Source organism: Chryseosolibacter histidinae (assembly GCF_018598225.1).
GTDB classification, from domain to species: Bacteria; Bacteroidota; Bacteroidia; order Cytophagales; family Cyclobacteriaceae; genus Chryseosolibacter; species Chryseosolibacter histidini.
Genome location: NZ_JAHESF010000017.1, coordinates 1 through 20,018, shown reverse-complemented (window position 1 = coordinate 20,018; position 20,018 = coordinate 1). Strand labels below are relative to the sequence as shown.

Genomic DNA, 20,018 nt, shown 5'->3' with positions numbered 1-20,018 from the left:
GCATACCAATTGGCATACCAACATAACCGGGCAAAAAAATCGGACCTGTTCCGCGACGGCAGCGTCCCGGAAAACCGGAGAGGCTGCTGAGAGAGTGTCGTTGACCGCCTTGCCATGGACTATGGACCATCGACCATCGACGTACCAGCCGTGGACCGTGGTCTGTGGGCCGTGGACTATTGTATTTATGTAGCAAATGTGAAACATATTAATTATTTTCACGTTTGTTAAGTAAATAATCTATGAAAGGACAGACTCTTGGCGAATTTGAAGAACTGGTGCTACTGATGGTGGCAGCGTTACATCCGGAGGCGTACGGGGTGGCGATCCTTGAAAACCTGGAGCTGCGGATGGAGAAGAAGTTCAATATCAGCGCGGTGCATGTGGCTTTAAAACGACTGGAAGACAAAGGCCTGTTGCGCTCCAACTTCGGCGGCATCACGGAAGAAAGGGGAGGAAGGAGAAAAAAGTTCTATGTGATCACCGCGCTGGGCAAAAAGACACTGGACACACAATACGAATTGCGGGCAAGCCTGTACCACGAGATCCCTAAAATTTCATTCAGCTGATGCAACCACCACGAAAAGCCGTTTCATTCCTTCGCTGGTTCTGCCGCGAGGATTATATCGATGAGATCGAGGGCGACCTGAGCGAGCTCTTTGCCCGCAACAGCAAACAGTCTCCCCGCAAGGCAAAATGGATCTTCGCCTGGCAGGTGCTCCGGTATTTCAGACCTGAATTCATCAAATCGTTCAAAGGTTATCAAAGACCAAATTCCTACGATATGTATAAAAACTACTTCAAGGTTGGCATGCGCAACCTGTTCCGCCATTTCGGCTATTCCGCCATCAACATCACAGGCCTGGCTTCAGGAATGGCGGTAGCCATGATCATCGGCCTCTGGGTGTTTGACGAGCTCTCTTACAACACCTACTTCAAGAACTATGACCGCATCGCCCAGGTGACCAAAGCGGGAACATTCGAAGGCAAGTATTACCAGGGACAAAGGTATCTTCCTTATCCGCTCATCGAAGAATTACAAACCACCTACGCGCAGAATTTTAAGCACGTTGTACCCATCTCCGGCCCTGGCGGGTTTGATGCCGTATTATCGGCAGGCGAAAAAATGCTTACCCGTACAGGGATGTACATTGGCGAGGGTGCGCCCGAGATGTTCACCTGGGAAATGGTGTACGGTACCTGGAAAGGCCTGAGCGATCTCCACAGTGTCATGATCTCGCAGTCTACGGCAAAAGCGCTCTTCGGAGATGCTGACCCGCTCGGCAAACCCCTTAAGGTGAACAACGTAACCGACGTAACCGTGACCGGCGTGTTCAAGGACTTTCCCCGCAACACAGAATTCTACGGCCTCCACTTCTTCGAACCCTGGAGCTTCTACCTGCAGGACGCCTCCTATATCAAACGGCAGGGATGGGACAATCACTTCCTCTTCGCCTATGTGGAGATGGCGCCCAACAAAACCATGGAAGAAGTGGCCGCCACCATCCGCAAGGCTGAGATGAAAGCGATCGAGCACCTCGATTACATGAAGAACGAGCTGCAATACGATTACGACGTACTGCTTCACCCCATGCGCGACTGGCACCTGTATTCCAATTTTAAGGAAGGACAGCTTCAGACCGGCCCCGTGCAGTTCGTGTGGTTCATCGGCACCCTCGGGGTGTTTGTGCTCCTGCTGGCCTGCATCAATTTTATGAACCTCAGCACGGCGCGTTCCGAGAAACGGGCCAAGGAGGTGGGCATCCGCAAAACGGTGGGGTCCGTACGCGGGCAGCTCATCGCCCAGTTCTTCAGCGAGTCGTTCCTGGTGGTGATGCTTTCGTTCATAGTGGCCACGCTCGTTGTATATATTACTTTACCGTGGTTCAATATCCTGTCTGCGAAGGCCATGACGCTGCCCTTCAGTGAAAAATGGTTCTGGATCAGCAGCCTGGCGTTTATCCTCTTCACAGGCTTTATAGCGGGCAGCTACCCGGCATTGTACCTGTCTTCATTCAAGCCCGTGCAGGTTCTCAAAGGAGTATTGCGTGCCGGCAGACTGGCCTCCATGCCCCGCAAGGTGCTGGTCATCGTACAGTTCTCGGTGTCGGTGATGCTGATCATTTGCACGGCCGCGATCTACAGGCAATTGCTGTTCGTCAAAGACAGGCCTGTGGGTTACGACCGTGAAGGATTGATCACGGTCCGGAAAAAATCGGACGAATTTAACACGAAGGCCGAGGTGCTGCGCGCAGAGCTGAAGAAGACCGGCATGGTCTCGGAAGTGGGCGAATCGGGAGGAGAGCTCACCGGTACCTGGTCGCACAACGGCGGATTCAACTGGGAGGGAAAGGACCCTTCGTTCGAAGCGAACTTCGCCACCCTGAACGTCTCGCCGGAGTTTGGCAGAACCATTGGATGGAAGGTGGTGGATGGCCGCGATTTTTCAGAGAACATTGCGGGTGATTCCGCCGGCATCATTCTCAACAAGGCTGCGGTCGAATATATGAAGATGGAAAACCCCGTAGGAAAAACCATGCGATGGACAAACCGCGCCTGGGGAGTGGACCAGGATTTCCACATCGTGGGTGTGGTCGAGGACATGATCATGAACTCACCGTTCGAGCCCGTGAAGCCCGCCGTATACTTTACTTTTGGATATGAACGGGTGATGCTTATCCGGATCACACCGGGTGTGCGTGTCAGCGAAGCGTTGCCGAAGATCGAAAGTGTTTTCGCCCAGGTGATGCCCGACATCCCTTTCGATTACAAATTTGCCGACCAGGAATATGCCGCCAAATTCTCAAATGAAGAGCGTGTGGGCAAGCTTGCAACAGTCTTCGCATCGCTGGCCATCATCATCAGCTGTCTCGGACTGTTTGGCCTGGCATCCTTTGTCGCCGAGCAACGCACGAAAGAGATCGGCATCCGCAAAGTGCTGGGCGCATCGGTAACCACTTTATGGCGTATGCTTTCGCAGGAATTTGTGCTGCTGGTGATCGTTGCATGCGTCATCGCCATACCACTGTCTTATTATATCCTCGATAAGGCCATCAGCCAGTACGAATACCATACCGATCTCAGCTGGTGGATCTTTGCCGGTGCCTGTGCCAGCGCCCTCGCCATTGCCCTGCTGACAGTAAGCTTCCAGGCAGTAAAGGCCGCGGTGATGAGCCCGGTGAGAAGTATAAGAACCGAGTGAGCGAAGTTGTGAGGGTAGAGTCCACGGTCCACGGTCGACGGTCCACGGACGATCAGTGTTGCATCTACTTTTATTAGCTTCGAATAGTCCATGGTCCATAGTCGATAGTCACGGCATCGTTGATCATTAACCACTCTCGGAAGCCGACACTACCCGGCTGTGGTCTGTGGACTGTGGACTAATCCTACTTAATGCGAGAAAGATACCGCACATGGTACCGCCGTTGTTTTTCGCCAGGCAAAATGGGTTTCAGCTCCTTCTGCAACACCATCTGATCACCCTCCAGCTTTACGATCAAAAATTTCTCAAGCAATCCCTGATCTTGTGTACGGTGCACAAGGCTGTCGCCGTGCTGTACCTGGTAGAGGAACGTACGCAGCTCGTCGCCCCTTACCATCATCAGCTGGCCATCGGGCTGGTAATGGCGAACAGGTTCTTCTTCAAAGTCGCGCCGGGTAAAACCAAATCCGTTGTAATAGGAGTAAACAGAGTCGGTTCTCCAGGTGCCTACGAGCAATGCGTTTTTGTCGGGCTCCGTGCATGCGCACACCATAATGGTCAATGCTGCGATCAAACGTTTCATACCATCTCTGCAGAAAAACGGGGAAGAAGCCTGGTAGACGGCCAGACTTCTACACACCCGTGAACTTGAATTAAAACCAATTTTCCTTTATGTAGAAGATCAATAGTTCGGATTCTGGATCAGGACCCCGTTGCTCAGGTCTATCTCTCGCTGCGGCAGCGGATAGAAGTAATGCCTGGGTTTTACAAAGGTCCTGGCCGGTTTATAGGGACCGCGATCTTTGGCATAATGTGCTGTGATATCGATGAGGCCTGCTTTGTCCCACCGCATCAGATCCTGGTGGCGGTCATTTTCGCCGGCAAGCTCAACCCTGCGCTCATGCATGATGTCGGTCATGGTGGCGTTGCTCTTGGGATTCAATCCTGCTCTTGCACGCACGGCATTCAGCTCGGCGTCGCCATTTTGCCCGGAGCGGATCTTTGCCTCGGCCACCAGCAGGTAAACATCGGCTGAACGCAACCAGGGCGCGTTGAGGCTCTGGCTCATGTCACCGGCATCGGTAAAGTTTGTATATTTTTTGAAGGCATAGCCCGTGAGACGTGTGTCTTCCACGGCGAAGGTATGGGTGTTGGGTCCCATCTCCACCTCGTCACCCGGTTGAAAGATCGAGTAGCCCAGCCGTGGATCTCCAGGTTCGAATTCATCAACAAGATCCTGGATAGGCTCATGAAAGCCCCATCCGCCAAGTCCGCCTGGCGTGTGATAAAACGCAGGTGAGTCGTCAGTGGTCCATCCGCCTTCATATTGCAGGCTGTAGAGGATCTCCGGGTTGTTCTCGGTGGCCAGTTGAAAGTTCTGCTCGAAGCTGGGTGCCAGCCTGTAGTTCAGGTTCTCGGTGATCTTTCTGCCCGCTTCGATGGCGTTGCTCCATTTTCCCTGGTATACATACAATTTTGTCAGGAAGCCGTAAGCCGAACCTTTGGTGACCCTGCCCAGGTTGGTATCGTCGTGTTTCTCGGGCAGCAACGCGGCGGCCTGCAGGAAGTCGGCTTCTGCCTGCGCCTGCACTTCCGCCTGTGACGATTTCGCTTTGTTGAAGTTATTGGCAATGGCATCGGCTTCCACCAGCACGGGCACGTCTCCCCAGATCACTGCCAGTCGCCAGTAAGCAAATCCCCTGAGGAAATAAGCTTCGCCCATACAGCGGTTGCGAAGCGCGTCGTCCATCTTCACTTTCGGCGCGTTGATAAGCACGGCATTGGCGCGTGAAATGACCTCGTACTTGGTGGCCCACGTGTTGGCGATGTGTGAGTTGGAAGCGTTGAAGGTGAACAGCTCCAGCTGTGCTTCAGAGTCGCCGTGGTCGCCAGCCCTCACCATATCGTCAGAGCTGTTGTCGAACGTGTACTCCGTATGTGCAAATCCATCTTCATCCAGCAGCGGAGAATAGACCGCGTTGGTCGCCGCCACCACATCGTCTCCATTGCGCCAGAACTGATTGGAAGTGATCTGCCCGTAAGGTGTCGAATCCAGAATGTTGTCCTGACAGCCACCTATGATCACAAGTACAGCGATGATTCCGTTTATTTTTTTCATGGGTGAAATCAATTTGTTCATACGATTAAAAAGAAAGGGTTGCGCCAACAGTGAAGGTTCGTGCCAGGGGATACTGGGCATAGTCCACGTTTACCTGCGTGTACTGTCCTGACGACCGGTTTCCATCGGCATAACCGAGCTCGGGGTTCATGCCTGAGTAGTTGGTGATCGTGAAAACGTTTTGCCCTGTTACGTACAGCCGTGCCTGTGTAAGGCGAAGCCCGTTCAGCAGGCTGGCAGGCAGTGTGTAGCCGATCGTGATGTTCTTGAGACGGAAGAAGGCCCCGCTCTCTACAAACAGGTTCGACGTGCGGAAGTTCAGGTTCGGATCCGTGGCGCTCAACCTTGGAATGTTGTTGCTGGTGCCGTCTCCATGCCAGCGCCCGTTCACCTCATTGTACAGGTTAAACGGATAAGCAGCGTTCATGCCCTGCATGCGGTCTGCGTTATAGATGTCTACACCACCCACGCCAAGGAAGAAGAGATTAACATCAAAACCTTTGTACGCTACACTGGCGTTCAGGCCATACGTGATGTTGGGCTGGGGACTTCCCAGGATGGTGCGGTCTTTGTCATCGATGATGCCGTCGCCGGTCAGGTCCCTGAAACGTACATCTCCCGGGTGGATCTGGTCTGCTTTGCGCGGATCGTTGGCGATGCCCGGGTCGGAATCGATCTGTGCCTGGTTCTGGTACAACCCGTCGGCCACCCATCCATAGAACGTTCCATACGGATGGCCTTCATAGCTGCGTGTGATCTCCTGGTCTGTGCGGCCGTAGGTCTGCGACGCGAGGAAACTTCCCGGCGTGAGCAGGCGTGTCACTGTGTTGCGTATAAACGTAGCGTTGCCGCTGAGCGAATACGTGAAGTCACCCGTCATTTTCCGGTAAGCTACCTCGAGCTCCAGCCCTTTGTTCCGCAGCTCGCCAACATTCTGATCGGGGATGGAAGCCTTGCCCAGCGTTCCGAGTGAAGGAGGGGAGAGCAGCATCTTTTTGGTGTCTTTGATAAAGTAGGCTGCGGTTAACAGGATACGGTTCTCCAGCAGGCCTGCATCCAATCCCACGTTGGTCATCTCGGCGGTTTCCCATCCGATGTTCACGTTGGGGATCCTTCCCTGCGCAGAGCCCTTCACCTGGTTTTGCGGCTGACTGCTGCCGAACGCGTAGTTATTGTAAGTGCCACCGTTCCTGATCAAGGCGAGGTACTGCAGGGAGTTTACATTCTGATTTCCCAATTGTCCCCATCCACCCGTAAGCTTCAGGCTGCTGATGAAGGTAATGTTGTCTTTGAAGAACGATTCCTCCGAAACACGCCATCCCAGAGAGAAGGCCGGAAAATATCCCCACTGCTTGCCCGGGCTGAACCGTGATGAGCCATCGGCGCGATAGGTACCGGTGACGAGGTAACGGTCTTTGAAGGCATAGTTTACACGCCCGAACACCGACTGCAGGGCATCATAGCTCCGTCCACCATTGTCTGCCCCGAGGTTCACGATCGTTCCTGCCTGCGACATGTAACGCAATGACGGATCCTCGCTGGGAAAATCACGTCCCACCTGTTGTGAGAAGATGTCGTTGAAAGTTTGCGATGTGTAACCTGCCACGATGCCGATCGAATGATTTGTGAACTCCTTGTTGTAGGAAAGGAAATACTCCTGCAGGAAAGCCCAATACTTATCATCCTTCAGCGTGAGTTGGTTGTAGTTGGTTTGCCTGTATTGACTGTCCACCTTCACATAGAAATAACGCTCTGACTTGAGGGTTCCGTCCAACGCCAGGTTGGCCTTCGCCTTTAACCCTTTGATGATCTCATATTCGCCGGTGACACTTCCCAGCAGGCGGTTGCGGCTGGTGTTCTGGTCCTGTGTATCGATGGAGTACAGGGGATTGTTGATATCACCAAAACCGGGCAGGCTCGAGCTGAAAGATCCGTACTGGTTCCTGATGGGCAGGCCCGGATGAAAACGGATGGCGCTCCAGAGCAAACCATCCTGCGCCGAGAGTGTATTCGGGGCATTGTCGTTGGTGTTCGTGAACTGAAGGTTCTGGCCAATTTTCAGTTTGTTGCCGATCCTGTGGTCGCTGTTCAGGCGAAATGTATATCGCTTGTAATACGATTTTCCGATGATACCCCGCTCACTGTAGCGGCCACCGGAGATGGCGAAGGAAGAGTACTGACCACCGCCACGAACAGAGACATCGATATTGTCTGTGGTGCCCTGCTCGAGCACTTCATCCTGCCAGTTCGTTTTCTGTGTGCTGTACTGCGGATCCTGCCAGATGGGCGGGATAGTTGAGCCATCAGGCACATCGTTGGTAAAGGATTCTTTTTTCAAAGTTGTCAGGGTAGGAGCGTCCAGCATCCCGAGCGTCTTGATGCGGTTCGAGATCCCCGTGTAGGCGTTGACGGTGAACTTCAGCTTGTCATCGAACTTACCTCGTTTCGTAGTGATCAGCACAACACCGTTGGCAGCCCGCGTTCCATAAATGGCAGAGGCGGAAGCGTCTTTCAGCACGTCGATCGACTGTATGTCGTTTGGATTCACATCGTTCATGGTGCCGGCCGGAACACCATCGATCACGATCAGCGGATCGGCGTTGTTCACCGTACCAAGGCCCCGGATCCGGATCGAGCCAGCATTGCCCGGTGCACCTCCGTTCCTTACCACGTTCACACCCGCAGCCCTTCCCTGCAGCGCCTGCTGCGCGCCACCGGAAGGCAGGTTCTCGATGTCGGCTCCAGACACTGCCGAAACAGCACCGGTCACATCCTTCTTCTCCTGTGTTCCATAACCCACTACCACCACTTCAGAAAGGGTCTTCGCATCCTGCACCAGTTGCACGCTGATAGACGTTTGATTGCCCACCAGCACTTCCTGCGATACATACCCGATGAAGGAAAAGACCAGCACCGATTCTGTGCCCGGCACGTTGATCGAAAAATCACCATTGGCATCTGTGGCCGTTCCGATGGTGCTTCCTTTCACCAGCACGTTCACCCCGGCAATGGGCTCTCCATTTTCATCCTTCACGTTTCCTTTCACCAGGATCTCGGGAATAAAAACAGGCGGGATCAGTGTACGCACATCATACTGCGCCACCAGGCTGGAAGTGCCTCCACCTGTTGACAGCGGACTGACTTCCGTGGTACTGTCGGCAGGAGGTATCAGCGTGATCTGTTTTTTCCGGATCTTGTAGAGGATGCCGGTGCCCCGCAGCAGCTGGCTTAACACATCTTCAATGTTACCGGACCTGATGTCGAGCACGACAGGTTTCTTCACCTTGTCGATCTGGCTTTCGTTCACCACAAAACGATAGTCGGTTTGCCTTTCAATTTCTTTCAGGGCTGTTCTCAGCGGAACGTCTCTGAGGCTCAGTTCAATGACAGATGGTGCCTGGTGCACGCTTGCCTTTGCGGGAAGAAAAAGCATCAGCAGGCAGGCGTGCAGTACAAAGGCCGTCACAAGATCCCGGCGATTCCCGAGCGATCTTGCCAGGCCATGTTTGTAGGTGTTGATCATATGGGCATTGTTTTAGATTGGATCAATACAGCACAATGAGATCTTTTTCTTTCTTCATATTCAGGTGAGACGACAACCGGATCAGCTCCAGCACTTCATCGAGGGTCTCGTCTTCGATGGTCATGGTCATCAGCTCCTTCCGGGAAGCGAAAGCATCCAGCACAATACGCGCGCGGTAGCGGTTGCCGATCCTGGCGAGGACATTTTCCAGGGGCGTGTTGTCAAACACCAGGCGTGATTCTTTCCACGCTGAAAAATCCGAAGGGTCAACTTTTTTCCGGATCACTTCACCGCCTGAAGCAGCGAGGGTGATCTGGTCGCCTGGCTCCATGCTGTACACCGGCATTTTTCCTTTGATGTGGAGATCGATGGCACCTTCTTCAAGGGTCGTTTGTGTTGCCGCGTCATCCTGGTAAGCCTGCACATTGAATTTTGTTCCTTTCACGTGTACCTCGAGCGCGCCGGTCTTCACGATAAAGGGCCTGCCGTTTTTCCGCACGTCAAAAAAAGCCTCACCCTTCAGGTTCACGATCCGGTTTGAGGTTGCGAATGAGGGCGCATAGTCGAGTGCGCTGTTGGCATTGAGCCACACGTAAGAGCCGTCGGGCAACTGGATCCCCATTTTGGTGGGCTGCGTGTTGACTACTACCGTGTTGTTGCCAGTGTTAAAAAGATCGCTTCGCAAAAAGCGTTTTGTTGCAAAACCTGCTAACACGATCAGGCTGACGGAAGCTGCTATTTTTACCCAGGTGAGATACCGCTGGCGGGGGGCCGTGGACCGTGCTTCGTGCGTGACCTGGATCCTTTCTGATATTTTATTCCATGCATCATCTGTTTTCTGCTGATGAAAGCGGTTCATGGTGACCGACGCATGGTAAGTGGTGACAAACTCATCGAAGTAAATGCGGTTCGATCTGTCTTTCCGGAACCATTCTTCCAGCGCAGCGAGCTCCTGCTCCGAAGCGCTTCCTTCTATGAAACGGGTAATGATACTTTTGATCTCAGGATCTGTATTATCCATAAACGGGGCTTATGAATGGATATACAAATGAGGAGGGGGCTTACCCTGACAACGCTTGAAAAATTATTTCAACAGGCTCAGGAGGATCAACACAGTAATATGTTCCTTCAGCTGCAACCGCAACCTGGAAAGGGCTCTCGACATCTGGGTTTCAACGGTTTTTATGGAGATGTTGAGCCTGAGCGCGATCTCCTCGTAGCGAAGGCCGTCTGTGCGGCTGAGCTCGAAGATCCTTCTGCATTCCGTGGGCAGGCGCTGCAAGGCCTCGTTGAAATCCTGCTCCAGGTCTTTCGCCAGCAGCGCGTGATAGGAATCGATGTGGTCGTGGACGTCCTGGCCATACAGGTACAGGATGATCTCGGCAGACCGGCTCCTGATCTTTTTGGCGTGAAGAAAATTCAGGCAGCCATTGCGGGCAGCGGTGAACAGATATTTATGAAGCGATTTATGTTCATCTATTCGTTCCCGCTGCTTCCACAGGTTCACGAACAGATCCTGAACGATCTCTTCAGCATCCTGCTCATCGTGCAAAAACTTCCGTGCATAGGCACACAACCGGGGATAGAGTCTTCGGAACAGCAGCTCCAAACTCTTCGCATCTCCATTTTTCAGATTGCGGATCAGGTCGGTATGTTCCATAACCAGGATTTGACCAGGATTTTTAGGATTCACAAGATTTACAGGATTAGGCATCGAGGTGTTTAATCCTGCCCATCCTGATATAATTCTTTCATCCTAGTTAAAGGTATTAAATCCTGTTCATCAAGCAAATCCTATACATCCTGGTTTAAGGTATTTAACCCTGTCGATCCTGCAAATCCTATAACCCTGTTCAAAGGTATTAATCCTGCTTACCCTGTAAATCCTGTTCAAATCCTGCTCATCCTGTAAATCCTACAAATCCTGGTCACTTTTTACGTAGATTGGCAGCCGCAACACTACCGTACTATTCTCATGTATACTTCGCGAAATAAAAACTTATTCGTTCTCACACTCCTGGTACTGGCGATCACGCTCTCTTTTTCTGAAACTGTCATCGCACAAAAAAACACCGGTTCAAAAACGCTGACGCAGCTTCAGCAGGAATTCGTGGACCTGAAGTTTGGCATGTTCATACACTTCAATATTCCTACGTTTATGGATCATGACTGGGCCGATCCGGATGCTTCACCCTCGCTCTTCAATCCCACGAAGCTCGATTGCAACCAGTGGGCACAGGCAGCCAGATCGGCCAACATGAGCTATGGCTGTCTCACCACCAAACATCACAGCGGCTTTGCGCTCTGGAATACCAAAACCACTTCTTATAATGTGATGAGCAGTCCCCTGAAAAGAGATGTGGTCAAAGAGTACACCGATGCTTTCCGCGCCAGCGGTCTGAAAGTGATGTTGTACTTTTCCATCCTCGATACACACCACAAGCTCAGGAAGGGACACATTACGCCGGCGCACGTCGAGATGGTGAAAGCCCAGATCACGGAGCTGCTCACCAACTACGGAGAGATCACCGCGTTGATCATCGACGGCTGGGATGCACCCTGGTCGCGCATCTCGTATGACGATATTCCGTTCGAAGAGATCTATGGACTGGTCAAGTCGCTGCAGCCGCAATGTCTGCTCATGGACCTGAACGCTGCCAAGTATCCCGCCGAGGGATTGTTCTATACCGATATCAAATCTTATGAGCAGGGTGCGGGCCAGCATATTTCAAAAGACAGCAACACACTGCCCGCGCTTTCGTGCCTGCCTATTAACAGCAGCTGGTTCTGGAAAACATCCTTTCCCTCGCAACCGGTAAAAGATGCCACCAAACTCGTGAACGATAACATCATACCGTTCAATAACGCGTACTGTAATTTTATCCTGAACGTGGCACCCAACCGCGAAGGACGCATCGACGACAATGCGCTGGAAGCCCTGAAGGCGATCGGCAAGCTTTGGAAGAACAACGGTTCTGTGGCCAAGCTGGCGGTGTCACATGCACCCATCGTCTCATCAAACATCGCCAAAGGACGTCCCACCAACTCCAGTTGGAGTGACGACATGTGGATCATGGACTTCGCCAACGACGATAATTTTGAAACCTCCTGGAACTCAAACGGCACCGTTGCCAAACCCTGGCTGGAGGTGGACCTTGGCAAGGATCAGCCGTTCAACATGATCACCGTCTATGAGCGCGAGCCCCGCATCAGGAAATACAGGCTCGAGTATTATGATCGCGGCCAGTGGAAGACGATCTTCTCCGGCGAAAGCAAAGGCAGGATGAACATACAAAGGTTCGATACCGTGTGGGGAGCACGGGTGCGGATCTCCATCGATGATTATTCAGAGGCTCCGTCTATTGCAGAGCTTGGGGTATACAATGAGCGAAGATGAAGGAATTGTGAATTACGTCCGGATAGCTACCGGGAACGATTGACAATTGATCATTAAAAACGTCATTTCCTGTGGAATTCTTACATGATTTCGGCAGGCATTCCTGGTATTTCATCCAGCTGCCCGATGGCTTTTCTGATCTTTGAAGTATCTTTAGAAAAGTAACACTGTAACCCGGTGGATACGGGTACTATGGCACGGTGTACTTGACCTTTACCAAAAAAGACCTATGGTAGGATTAATTCTCCTTTATTTTGTCGGCAAGCCGTTCTATGAGCTTGCTGAAAAAAAACGCAAGAGCAAATGGCTCTTTGCTATCCTGGGCATTGTGTGCTACTATGTCGGCCTGATCATCGGCCAGGTCATATTACTGGCCCTTTATGAGCTTCTGCTGGATGGATCGGTTGACGACGTCAATGATCTGGCGTTGGGTCTGCTCTCAACGCCCTTCGGTGTTCTGATATGCTGGGGGTTGTACACGTTCTTGAAAAACCGCTGGTCGAACAAAGAAACCTTCTCCGCTTCCGAGGAGATCCTCGATGCCGATCTGGTGAATCAGCAGCGTTCGGAGACCCCTTGAGAACCATCGATTTTTTTTAAAAGAAACTTTTATCTAACACTATACATCTTTTTTTACCATGGAAAACACAGATCAAATACTCGATGCCCCCACAGTGGAAAGCACACGACTGCAATACGCAGGTTTTGGGATTCGTTTCGGCGCCTACATTATCGATTTCGTGCTGTTGTTTGTTGTCAACTTTGTGATCGGACTGGCTTTGGCACAGGTGCCGCTGTTAGGATCGCTCATAAGCCTTGTCATCGGCGTCTGTTACTTTGGCTATATGGAAAGCTCTGATGGCCAGGCTACCCTCGGTAAGATGGCAGTAGGCATCAAAGTAGGAGATGAGAACGGCGGTCCCATTACCTTCATGAACGCGCTGGGAAGATACCTCGGCAAGATCGTTTCCGCACTTTTGCTTTGTATCGGATTTTTGATGGTGGCCTGGGACGAGAAGAAACAGGGACTTCATGATAAGATGGCCGGAACATACGTGTTCCACGCTAAGTAGTCCGTCTCTTTAGAATATCAAACAAGGAATATCGAACGCCGGATTTTGAAGGACCATCTCCTTCGGAATTCGGCGTTCCTCATTTTGCTATTCAGAACACGATGTACACTGAACGCTGTACGTAGCTTCCTTCAGTCATATGACGTGAGGACATAAGCCAACCTTTGGCCTGGCAAGGGGATGCGGGCCTAAATCATCCCTCTCGATTTCACTTCCAGATACTTATTGATCGTTGTAACCGTCAGCGCCTCCGGTTTTGTAAGAATGCTCATGATCCCTGCCTGCCGCAATTCCTGTACGAGTTGAATTTTCGTCAGCGCGAAATGTTCGGCCGTAACCTGGGTATACACATCCTCCAGCGTTTCCACGTGTAACGATGTCTGCGTGGTAACCTCGCTATTCTCAAAAAATACCACCACCAGTAAATGTTTATCATTCAGCTTCTGAAGCTGTGGCAACACTCTTTGCAGCGCATAGGTGCTGTCGAAATTCGTGAACAGGAACATCATACACCTGCCGGCGATGAATTTCTGTGTGATCATGTACAGGCTCTCGTAGTTGGCTTCCACCGAACCTTCTTTCTCCTTGTAAAGCGTTTCGATGATCTTTTTCAGCTGACCTTTGCTGCGCTCTGCTTTTACCAGCGCTTTCGGAGCTTCCGCGAAAGTGATCAATCCTGCCTTATCCTGCTTACCCAGCACAATGTTGGAGATCACCAGCGAGGTGTTCACGGCGTAATCGAACAGGCTCAGCCCGTTGAAGGGCATGTGCATGACACGGCTTTTGTCGATGACGCAATAGATCTGCTGTGATTTCTCATCCTCATACTGGTTCACCATCAGTGTGGCACGCCGTCCTGTAGCCTTCCAGTTGATGCTGCGGTAATCGTCGCCGCGGATGTATTGTTTGATGTGCTCGAACTCGTAGCTGTGACCGACCCGCCTCATGCGCTTCACGCCGTACTCGGTGGCGGAACGTGCAAAGTTGCTGATCTCGTATTTTTTCATCTGGATGATAGACGGGTAAACGGGCAGCACGGTCTTGGGGTCGGTGCTGAGGCGGCGCCTGACCAGCCCGAGCGCGGTTGACAGGAACAGGTGAATGTGCCCGAACGTATATTCACCGCGGGCGAGCGGGCGCAGGGAATAACTTTCCCTATGCTGTTTACCAGGCGCAAGCTGAAACTTTCTGCTGAAATCACGCACCTGGAACTGCTCCGGCAGCTCGTCGATCATCTCCGCATGGAAGCTGATGCCGGACCTGTTCTGCAGGGTGATGGTAATGGTATTGTCGTCACCCAGTGAAAGCACCTGCGGCGTATCCCGTTCAACGTTGATGACCACGCTCCGGTTAAAAAGGATGAGCATGTCGATCACCACAACCAGGCCAAGGAGCACCAGCGCCGTCTGCACAAAAGGCAACAGCAGGGGAAATGGATAGGAGAGCATCATGGCAGCGATCAGCGTTACCATGACATAATAGAACCGGGTTGCGAGGAAAAGATCCTTCATGATCACCGGGGTACTTCTACACGTTCCGTAATTTCCCTGATCACATCTTCGCTGTCAACACCTTCCATCTCGCGTTCGGCCGTGAGGATGATGCGGTGATTCAGCACGGGATGTGCCACGTACTTAACGTCGTCGGGTGTTACAAAGTCGCGACCATTCATAGCGGCAATGGCTTTGGCCGCGCGCATGATCGCCAGCGAAGCCCTCGGAGAAGCGCCGAGCAGCAGGTCGCCATTATTCCGGGTGTTGTCCACAAGCTTGGCGATGTATTCGATGATCTCGTCCTTGATGAGGATCTTCTCGATGAGGTCCTGGCACGCTTTCAATTCCTGTTTCGAAATAACGGCGTTCACCGTCTCTGCCACCTTGGAGCCAAAATCGTTTCTGAACTTCTTGAGGATCTCGATCTCCTGCTCCAGCGTAGGATATTTTAACTTCAGGCGGAACAGGAAACGGTCGAGCTGTGCTTCGGGCAACCGGTAAGTGCCTTCGTGCTCGATGGGGTTTTGCGTGGCGATCACCAGGAAGGGGAACTCCATGATATACGTGGTTCCGTCAATGGTGATCTGGCGCTCTTCCATTACCTCAAACAGCGACGACTGTGTTTTGGCGGGCGCACGGTTGATCTCGTCAATGAGCACGAGGTTAGCAAAGATGGGACCCTTGTTAAAATTGAATTCCGAGGTCTTCAGGTTAAAGATGGTGGTGCCCGTCACATCGGTGGGCATGAGGTCAGGCGTGAACTGGATCCTCGAAAAGCTGGCAGATACCGCTTTTGCCACGAGCTTGGCCGTCATGGTTTTGGCGATGCCAGGCACACCCTCGAGCAGGATATGGCCCCCGGTAAAAAAGCCGGCAAGGATCAGGTCAACGATAGCGTCCTGCCCGACGATCACTTTGGCCACTTCACGCTTGATGGTCATAACCCGCTGGTTGAGAAGGTCGATGTCCTGCTGAAGGTCGCTCCTGGTTTCAATGTTTTGCGCTTCCATAGTGGTGTTTCAATAATTCTATTTGCAGTGTTTATAAAAATAATCAATGGCACTGTTCAGCGCCATGAGCTGGTGCGCGCCTTCCGAACCATATCGGTTGTTCTCGATGCGCGTGTAGGTCTCGAAGATCAATTCGATGCTTTTTTTCTCCACCTTCGATCGTTCCGCGAGCCGGTTGAAAAGCTCGTCTGTAAGCTGACCGTGGATGCCGTACCGCGCGCGGATGAAGTAGATGAAATGTTTCATCTTCTTGACGGAGATGTCACGGTTGTTTCCATTTTCAAAATGAAGGGCCGAGACCATCTTGACGTATTCCAGCGATGTGTTCACTTTTTCTTCGCGCACAGGAATGATCCGCTGCCTTCGTTTTGCCGTGAACACCGTGTAGAGGACCGCGGATGCCAGCATCATCCACCAGGCGTACTTCAGGCTGTCGTGCTGCAGGATGTAGGCGAGGGGATTGGTTTGCCTTTCGGAAGGAGTTGTGAATTCCGACCTGCTGAACTCGTCCCAGATGATGGTTCGCCCACTGAGGTGCGACAATGCGCTGGCCGCGTACTCCGCCTTGTCGGCGTTCCGCATGAAATAATTCGTGAAAGCGATCGGATTGGTATGGATGTACAGGTTGCCGTAGCCAAACGGAAGTTTGAAGAAATTGACGTGGTTGTCAAAATGCCCGAGCGGTACCACTGCCCTGGCGGAATCACAGAAGACGGCGGGTTGCAGCGCCATCCAGGAGTAGCTTCTATGCTGGCCGCCATCGCGGTAGGCGTACGTGTAGCCCTTCGGTGTTTGCAAAGACGAATGATAAAAATTGAACGTGGCCGTAGGGAACACATGCTCGTGCAGAAACATGCCCTCGTCGCACTCCGGTGTAAAGATCGAATCGATGAGCGGGAAGGGCAGGTATCGCGTGGCAATGAAGGCATCGTTGCCCGCATAGATGAATGCCAGCAGCGCATTCTTGTCTTCATCCGTCAGGTAGAGCTGATCGCCGATGAAGACGTAGTCGGCAGGGGAACCGGAGTCGGCCGAATCTTTTCCCAGCAGCTGGTGCAGTGGCGTGTTGTTGTTCAGGATGAATTTTTCTCCCGGCCGGTAATTTTCCAGCAATTGCCTGATGAACTGTGTGCCGTAGGGCTGATCGCTGTCGGCTTTATAATTTTCCGTCCAGGAGTATTTCACCCGCTCTTCACGGTTCCAGAAAAAATACGTCAGCAGCAATCCCGCGAGGATTGTAAAGAGGATGATGATGAAAGTGGTCCTTTTCACGGTCTGCTGGTGGCGTTTAATTTCTGATCGATGGCTTTGAACTCGCTGCTCAGCGCCTCGTATGTTTCTGCCGTGGGAATATGCTCCCCGTACCACACCCGTTCATAGGCCAGCGTAAGTTTTCGCACTTCGTCAAAGTAATACTGTTTGGAGAAAAGCTCTGACAGGTAGTCGCGGTTGGTTTTGTCCTTCGTCCACACGATGACGCCGTTCTCGTTCAGCTTTTTCAGCAGGTGGAGGAAATAGAGTCGGATCGCCAGCTTGTAGTTTCCGGCCAGGTGCGCGTTCCGGATCAATCCCTCGGTGTCGAGCTCGGTGATGTCGTGCACTTCGTCAGGACTTTTGGATTTGTCCGCGGCTTTTTTCGGATTAGCGCGATACGATACATTCCTGGCGATCTGGTAAAGGATCAGGACAATGATCGCTGCGATCATGCAATAAAAGACGATCTGCATGATCGGCCCCAGAAAACCGAGACCTACCGATGAATCGCCTCCGTCATAGTCTTCGTCATAATCCGCTGCGTCATCGCTGTTGCTGGGGCGCCTGCGGGGGCCGTATTCCAGGTCGGATGATTCCGATTCCTTTTTAAGCTGCTGCTCCTGCTTTTCGGGTGGCTTTTTCCGTTTACGGGTATCGTTATAGTCGTGGCCGCCCACCACCTCGCGCCATCGTTTGGGGTCAAACTTCCGGACCTCCATCTTCCCGGAGGCGTATTCCCGCGTGGAAGGCAACGTCGAGGGGTCCGTCGAAAGCTGTTCCGCCTGCTCTTTGAAGAATGCTGCGTCTTCAGGCGAGATGGTCACTTCCAAAGAGTCGCCAACCTGCGCATGCAACGTACCCACTGCCAGGAATAACCATACAAAAAATATCGCCTGTTTCATCGCTTCTGATATTTTTGTGACCTCATGCCGATGCGGGCGATAGCTTCTTTCAAATGCGTGGCGTTGTTTATTTCTTCAAGTGTAAAATACAAATACCCTGTGCCCGCGGCGAGGATCGGAATGATGAGGTTAAAAGAGAACGTCTTGATGAAAGTCTCGATGTACGCCATAACAGCCTTCGCCCAGGTGTCAGCTTCACCGAAGTTCCACTGTAAAAAACTGGAGTAGGTGTACGCCAGCGGCGCCGAAAGCACCATCAGGAAAGAGAAACACAGGAGCAGGATGATGGCCTGGAATTCAATGACCTGTTTGAAATGTGCCATGGCCAGCGTCCATCCATCCATCACGCCCATGCCCAGGTTCGATCGTTCTGTGAGTTGAGCGAACGCCATCAACAGCAGGAATCCGAATACACAAACCCAGATCACCACACCCCAGGGGCCCAGGTATAACAAGGCAAACATGCCCAGGATTATGAACAAAAGCTGAAGCGCCGACCTTACGTTCACCGAGAATGGGGTTTTCCTGGCCTCACTGTCGAGCAGCGACATCACCCGGTAGAAAATGATGGTGGCGCCAACCGCATTGATGCCGATGAACAGCGGTGTTTCCGTTTTTGCGGCAAAGAACATGTTCGAGAACAACTGCACCCACCAGTCGCCAAGGATGATATCCGGAGAGCGCTCATTGGGCCGGAGATATTGCGACACGCCGGCCTGCACCAGTGAGAGGACCATGATCCACGACAAAAACTTGTTTGCATTGCGGGTGTAGAAATGGAAGGTGTCTTTCAGGATCTCGCCGTTGTTCTTCAGCTTGGTGTAGCTCACGGGCTCGGTGAGGGCGGGAGAGAGCCTGACTTCTTTCAGCGGTTCGATAAATCCGCTTTTTGCTTTCAGCCAGGGATATACCACAAAGTATCCGATGATAAATGCTGCCGAAAGCACGATGACCGCGATCTTCATGGCATCCGGAACGTCCGTGTAGCGTGTCACAAAACTTTCAATGATCGCGGCCAGCACAAATACAGGTGTGATGCCCAGCATCAGCTTGAGCGAGCGGATGGCAGAAAGCTGAAATGATTGTAAACGTGAGTACGTGCCTGGAAAGATCAATCCCCGGCCTAATGTAAGTCCGGCACCGCCTGCCAGTACAATGGAGGAGATCTCCAGCGTGCCGTGCAGCCAGATGGTGAGCGCAGACTCCAAACCAAGTCCGCGGGCGATGAAGAAATACTGGAAACATCCCACCATGATGCCGTTATACAACAACGATCCCAGGGTGCCGATGGCGAGGAAGACACCGAATACATAGGTGCGGAAGGCCACCATGAGGTTGTTGAAGGTGATGCCGAGAAACATTTCCATCTCGTGGCTCTTTTTGTAAACCGCCATGGGATCGCCTTTCGCGATGTTCTCGTTGGTCATGTTGATATAGCTGTCGCCCAGGATGGTGCCCGCGAACTCGGGGTCATTGATCGACGAAAACACGCCGATCGCCATGGCCATGAGGAAGAAGAGCAGTGAGATCATGAGCTCCTTTTTGCAATGGATCACGATCTGCGGGAGCTCGTCGAGCCAGAACAGCTTGAAACCATTCCTGCGCCTGGAGCGGTGGCTGTAAATGATGGAAAAGTACTGACGGGCAATCTTGTTGAGGTACACCCGCACAGACCGGTTGGGATAGTAGGTGCGTGAATAAGACAGATCGTCAATGATCTGCGTAAACAAGTTGCTCAGCTTGTCAGGATCTTTGGCTTCGCTCTGCAAAAGAGTTTCAGATTCGCGCCACTTTTCCTTATTTTGAGCGATAAAGCGGGTCTCCTTCATTGAGACGCCAAAATATTGTTTTTAGGTCAAAAAAATGAAGAACATTGAAATTATAACTACGCAAAACGTAGTGCTTCAATACGAGCTGGCGGGGGTGAAGGAGCGTGCGCTGGCGTTTCTCATTGATTTTCTTGTCATTATCTTCTCGTTTTCCATCCTGCTGTGTGGTATACACCTCTCCGCGCCCCCGAGACAACAGGCAAGCGGGGGGGTGCG

Annotated in this window: 15 protein-coding genes and 1 pseudogene; 6 read left to right on the top strand and 10 right to left on the bottom strand. The window is 52.2% G+C overall.

The window, feature by feature from the left end:
* The first annotated feature begins 242 nt into the window (after positions 1-242).
* Together KK083_RS17600 and KK083_RS17595 are read left to right on the top strand one after the other, a co-directional pair.
* Positions 243-569 carry a PadR family transcriptional regulator gene (locus KK083_RS17600; RefSeq protein WP_254165386.1) on the top strand — a complete coding sequence of 109 codons (327 nt, stop codon included), beginning with the start codon at positions 243-245 and terminating at the stop codon, positions 567-569.
* On the top strand, positions 569-3,202 hold the full coding sequence (locus KK083_RS17595; RefSeq protein WP_254165384.1) for an ABC transporter permease: 2,634 nt from the start codon (positions 569-571) through the stop codon (positions 3,200-3,202). Before KK083_RS17600 ends, KK083_RS17595 begins: the two co-directional genes overlap by 1 nt.
* Positions 3,203-3,386: 184 nt before the next feature.
* Here KK083_RS17595 and KK083_RS17590 read toward each other — a convergent pair whose 3' ends face one another.
* The 5 genes from KK083_RS17590 to KK083_RS17570 form a co-directional block, all read right to left on the bottom strand.
* On the bottom strand, positions 3,387-3,785 hold the full coding sequence (locus KK083_RS17590) for a hypothetical protein (RefSeq protein WP_254165382.1): 399 nt from the start codon (positions 3,783-3,785) through the stop codon (positions 3,387-3,389).
* Positions 3,786-3,884: 99 nt separating this feature from the next.
* A complete protein-coding gene (locus KK083_RS17585; protein ID WP_254165380.1) occupies positions 3,885-5,321 on the bottom strand; it encodes a RagB/SusD family nutrient uptake outer membrane protein in 1,437 nt (478 codons plus the stop codon).
* A 25-nt stretch (positions 5,322-5,346) separates the two neighbouring features.
* Positions 5,347-8,844, bottom strand: a complete 3,498-nt coding sequence (locus tag KK083_RS17580; protein WP_254165378.1) for a TonB-dependent receptor — start codon at positions 8,842-8,844, stop codon at positions 5,347-5,349.
* A 22-nt stretch (positions 8,845-8,866) separates the two neighbouring features.
* Positions 8,867-9,865, bottom strand: coding sequence for a FecR family protein (locus KK083_RS17575; protein WP_254165376.1), 999 nt, complete (start codon positions 9,863-9,865; stop codon positions 8,867-8,869).
* 63 nt (positions 9,866-9,928) lie between these two features.
* Complete coding sequence (locus KK083_RS17570; protein ID WP_254165374.1) at positions 9,929-10,504, bottom strand: RNA polymerase sigma-70 factor; 576 nt, start codon at positions 10,502-10,504, stop codon at positions 9,929-9,931.
* A gap of 315 nt (positions 10,505-10,819) precedes the next feature.
* Between KK083_RS17570 and KK083_RS17565 the strand changes: the two genes are divergently transcribed.
* From KK083_RS17565 to KK083_RS17555, 3 genes are all read left to right on the top strand, one after another.
* Positions 10,820-12,241 carry an alpha-L-fucosidase gene (locus KK083_RS17565; protein WP_254165372.1) on the top strand — a complete coding sequence of 474 codons (1,422 nt, stop codon included), beginning with the start codon at positions 10,820-10,822 and terminating at the stop codon, positions 12,239-12,241.
* A 229-nt stretch (positions 12,242-12,470) separates the two neighbouring features.
* On the top strand, positions 12,471-12,821 hold the full coding sequence (locus KK083_RS17560; RefSeq protein WP_254165370.1) for a hypothetical protein: 351 nt from the start codon (positions 12,471-12,473) through the stop codon (positions 12,819-12,821).
* 58 nt (positions 12,822-12,879) lie between these two features.
* Positions 12,880-13,314: an RDD family protein gene (locus KK083_RS17555; protein ID WP_254165368.1), complete on the top strand. Its 435-nt coding sequence runs from the start codon at positions 12,880-12,882 to the stop codon at positions 13,312-13,314.
* A 188-nt stretch (positions 13,315-13,502) separates the two neighbouring features.
* On the opposite strand, the gene KK083_RS17550 is transcribed toward KK083_RS17555, so the two are convergent.
* The 5 genes from KK083_RS17550 to KK083_RS17530 are packed head-to-tail and all read right to left on the bottom strand — an operon-like array spanning position 13,503 to position 19,802.
* The gene (locus KK083_RS17550) at positions 13,503-14,825 is read right to left on the bottom strand and encodes a DUF58 domain-containing protein (RefSeq protein ID WP_254165366.1); all 1,323 of its coding nucleotides are present in this window, start codon (positions 14,823-14,825) and stop codon (positions 13,503-13,505) included.
* Positions 14,826-14,827: 2 nt separating this feature from the next.
* Positions 14,828-15,817 carry an AAA family ATPase gene (locus KK083_RS17545; RefSeq protein WP_254165364.1) on the bottom strand — a complete coding sequence of 330 codons (990 nt, stop codon included), beginning with the start codon at positions 15,815-15,817 and terminating at the stop codon, positions 14,828-14,830.
* Positions 15,818-15,835: 18 nt separating this feature from the next.
* A complete protein-coding gene (locus KK083_RS17540) occupies positions 15,836-17,089 on the bottom strand; it encodes a DUF4350 family protein (RefSeq protein ID WP_254165362.1) in 1,254 nt (417 codons plus the stop codon).
* Positions 17,086-17,973 (bottom strand): DUF4129 domain-containing protein, encoded by an 888-nt coding sequence (locus KK083_RS17535; RefSeq protein WP_254165360.1) that lies wholly within the window; start codon positions 17,971-17,973, stop codon positions 17,086-17,088. The genes KK083_RS17540 and KK083_RS17535 overlap by 4 nt, the downstream gene beginning before the upstream one ends.
* On the bottom strand, positions 17,970-19,802 hold the full coding sequence (locus KK083_RS17530) for a stage II sporulation protein M (protein WP_254165358.1): 1,833 nt from the start codon (positions 19,800-19,802) through the stop codon (positions 17,970-17,972). The genes KK083_RS17535 and KK083_RS17530 overlap by 4 nt, the downstream gene beginning before the upstream one ends.
* A 34-nt stretch (positions 19,803-19,836) precedes the next feature.
* On the opposite strand from KK083_RS17530, the pseudogene KK083_RS17525 reads away from it, so the two are divergent.
* A pseudogene (locus tag KK083_RS17525) lies at positions 19,837-20,018 on the top strand (hypothetical protein); the annotation flags it as partial.

What these genes read in the sequence shown, in the direction of transcription:
- KK083_RS17560 (WP_254165370.1), top strand. Translation starts at nt 12,471, where the DNA reads ATGGTAGGATTAATTCTCCTTTATTTTGTCGGCAAGCCGTTCTATGAG.
- KK083_RS17595 (WP_254165384.1), top strand. Translation starts at nt 569, where the DNA reads ATGCAACCACCACGAAAAGCCGTTTCATTCCTTCGCTGGTTCTGCCGC.
- KK083_RS17535 (WP_254165360.1), bottom strand. Translation starts at nt 17,973, where the DNA reads ATGAAACAGGCGATATTTTTTGTATGGTTATTCCTGGCAGTGGGTACG.
- KK083_RS17575 (WP_254165376.1), bottom strand. Translation starts at nt 9,865, where the DNA reads ATGGATAATACAGATCCTGAGATCAAAAGTATCATTACCCGTTTCATA.
- KK083_RS17565 (WP_254165372.1), top strand. Translation starts at nt 10,820, where the DNA reads ATGTATACTTCGCGAAATAAAAACTTATTCGTTCTCACACTCCTGGTA.
- KK083_RS17570 (WP_254165374.1), bottom strand. Translation starts at nt 10,504, where the DNA reads ATGGAACATACCGACCTGATCCGCAATCTGAAAAATGGAGATGCGAAG.
- KK083_RS17580 (WP_254165378.1), bottom strand. Translation starts at nt 8,844, where the DNA reads ATGATCAACACCTACAAACATGGCCTGGCAAGATCGCTCGGGAATCGC.
- KK083_RS17555 (WP_254165368.1), top strand. Translation starts at nt 12,880, where the DNA reads ATGGAAAACACAGATCAAATACTCGATGCCCCCACAGTGGAAAGCACA.
- KK083_RS17550 (WP_254165366.1), bottom strand. Translation starts at nt 14,825, where the DNA reads ATGAAGGATCTTTTCCTCGCAACCCGGTTCTATTATGTCATGGTAACG.
- KK083_RS17600 (WP_254165386.1), top strand. Translation starts at nt 243, where the DNA reads ATGAAAGGACAGACTCTTGGCGAATTTGAAGAACTGGTGCTACTGATG.
- KK083_RS17530 (WP_254165358.1), bottom strand. Translation starts at nt 19,802, where the DNA reads ATGAAGGAGACCCGCTTTATCGCTCAAAATAAGGAAAAGTGGCGCGAA.
- KK083_RS17545 (WP_254165364.1), bottom strand. Translation starts at nt 15,817, where the DNA reads ATGGAAGCGCAAAACATTGAAACCAGGAGCGACCTTCAGCAGGACATC.
- KK083_RS17585 (WP_254165380.1), bottom strand. Translation starts at nt 5,321, where the DNA reads ATGAAAAAAATAAACGGAATCATCGCTGTACTTGTGATCATAGGTGGC.
- KK083_RS17590 (WP_254165382.1), bottom strand. Translation starts at nt 3,785, where the DNA reads ATGAAACGTTTGATCGCAGCATTGACCATTATGGTGTGCGCATGCACG.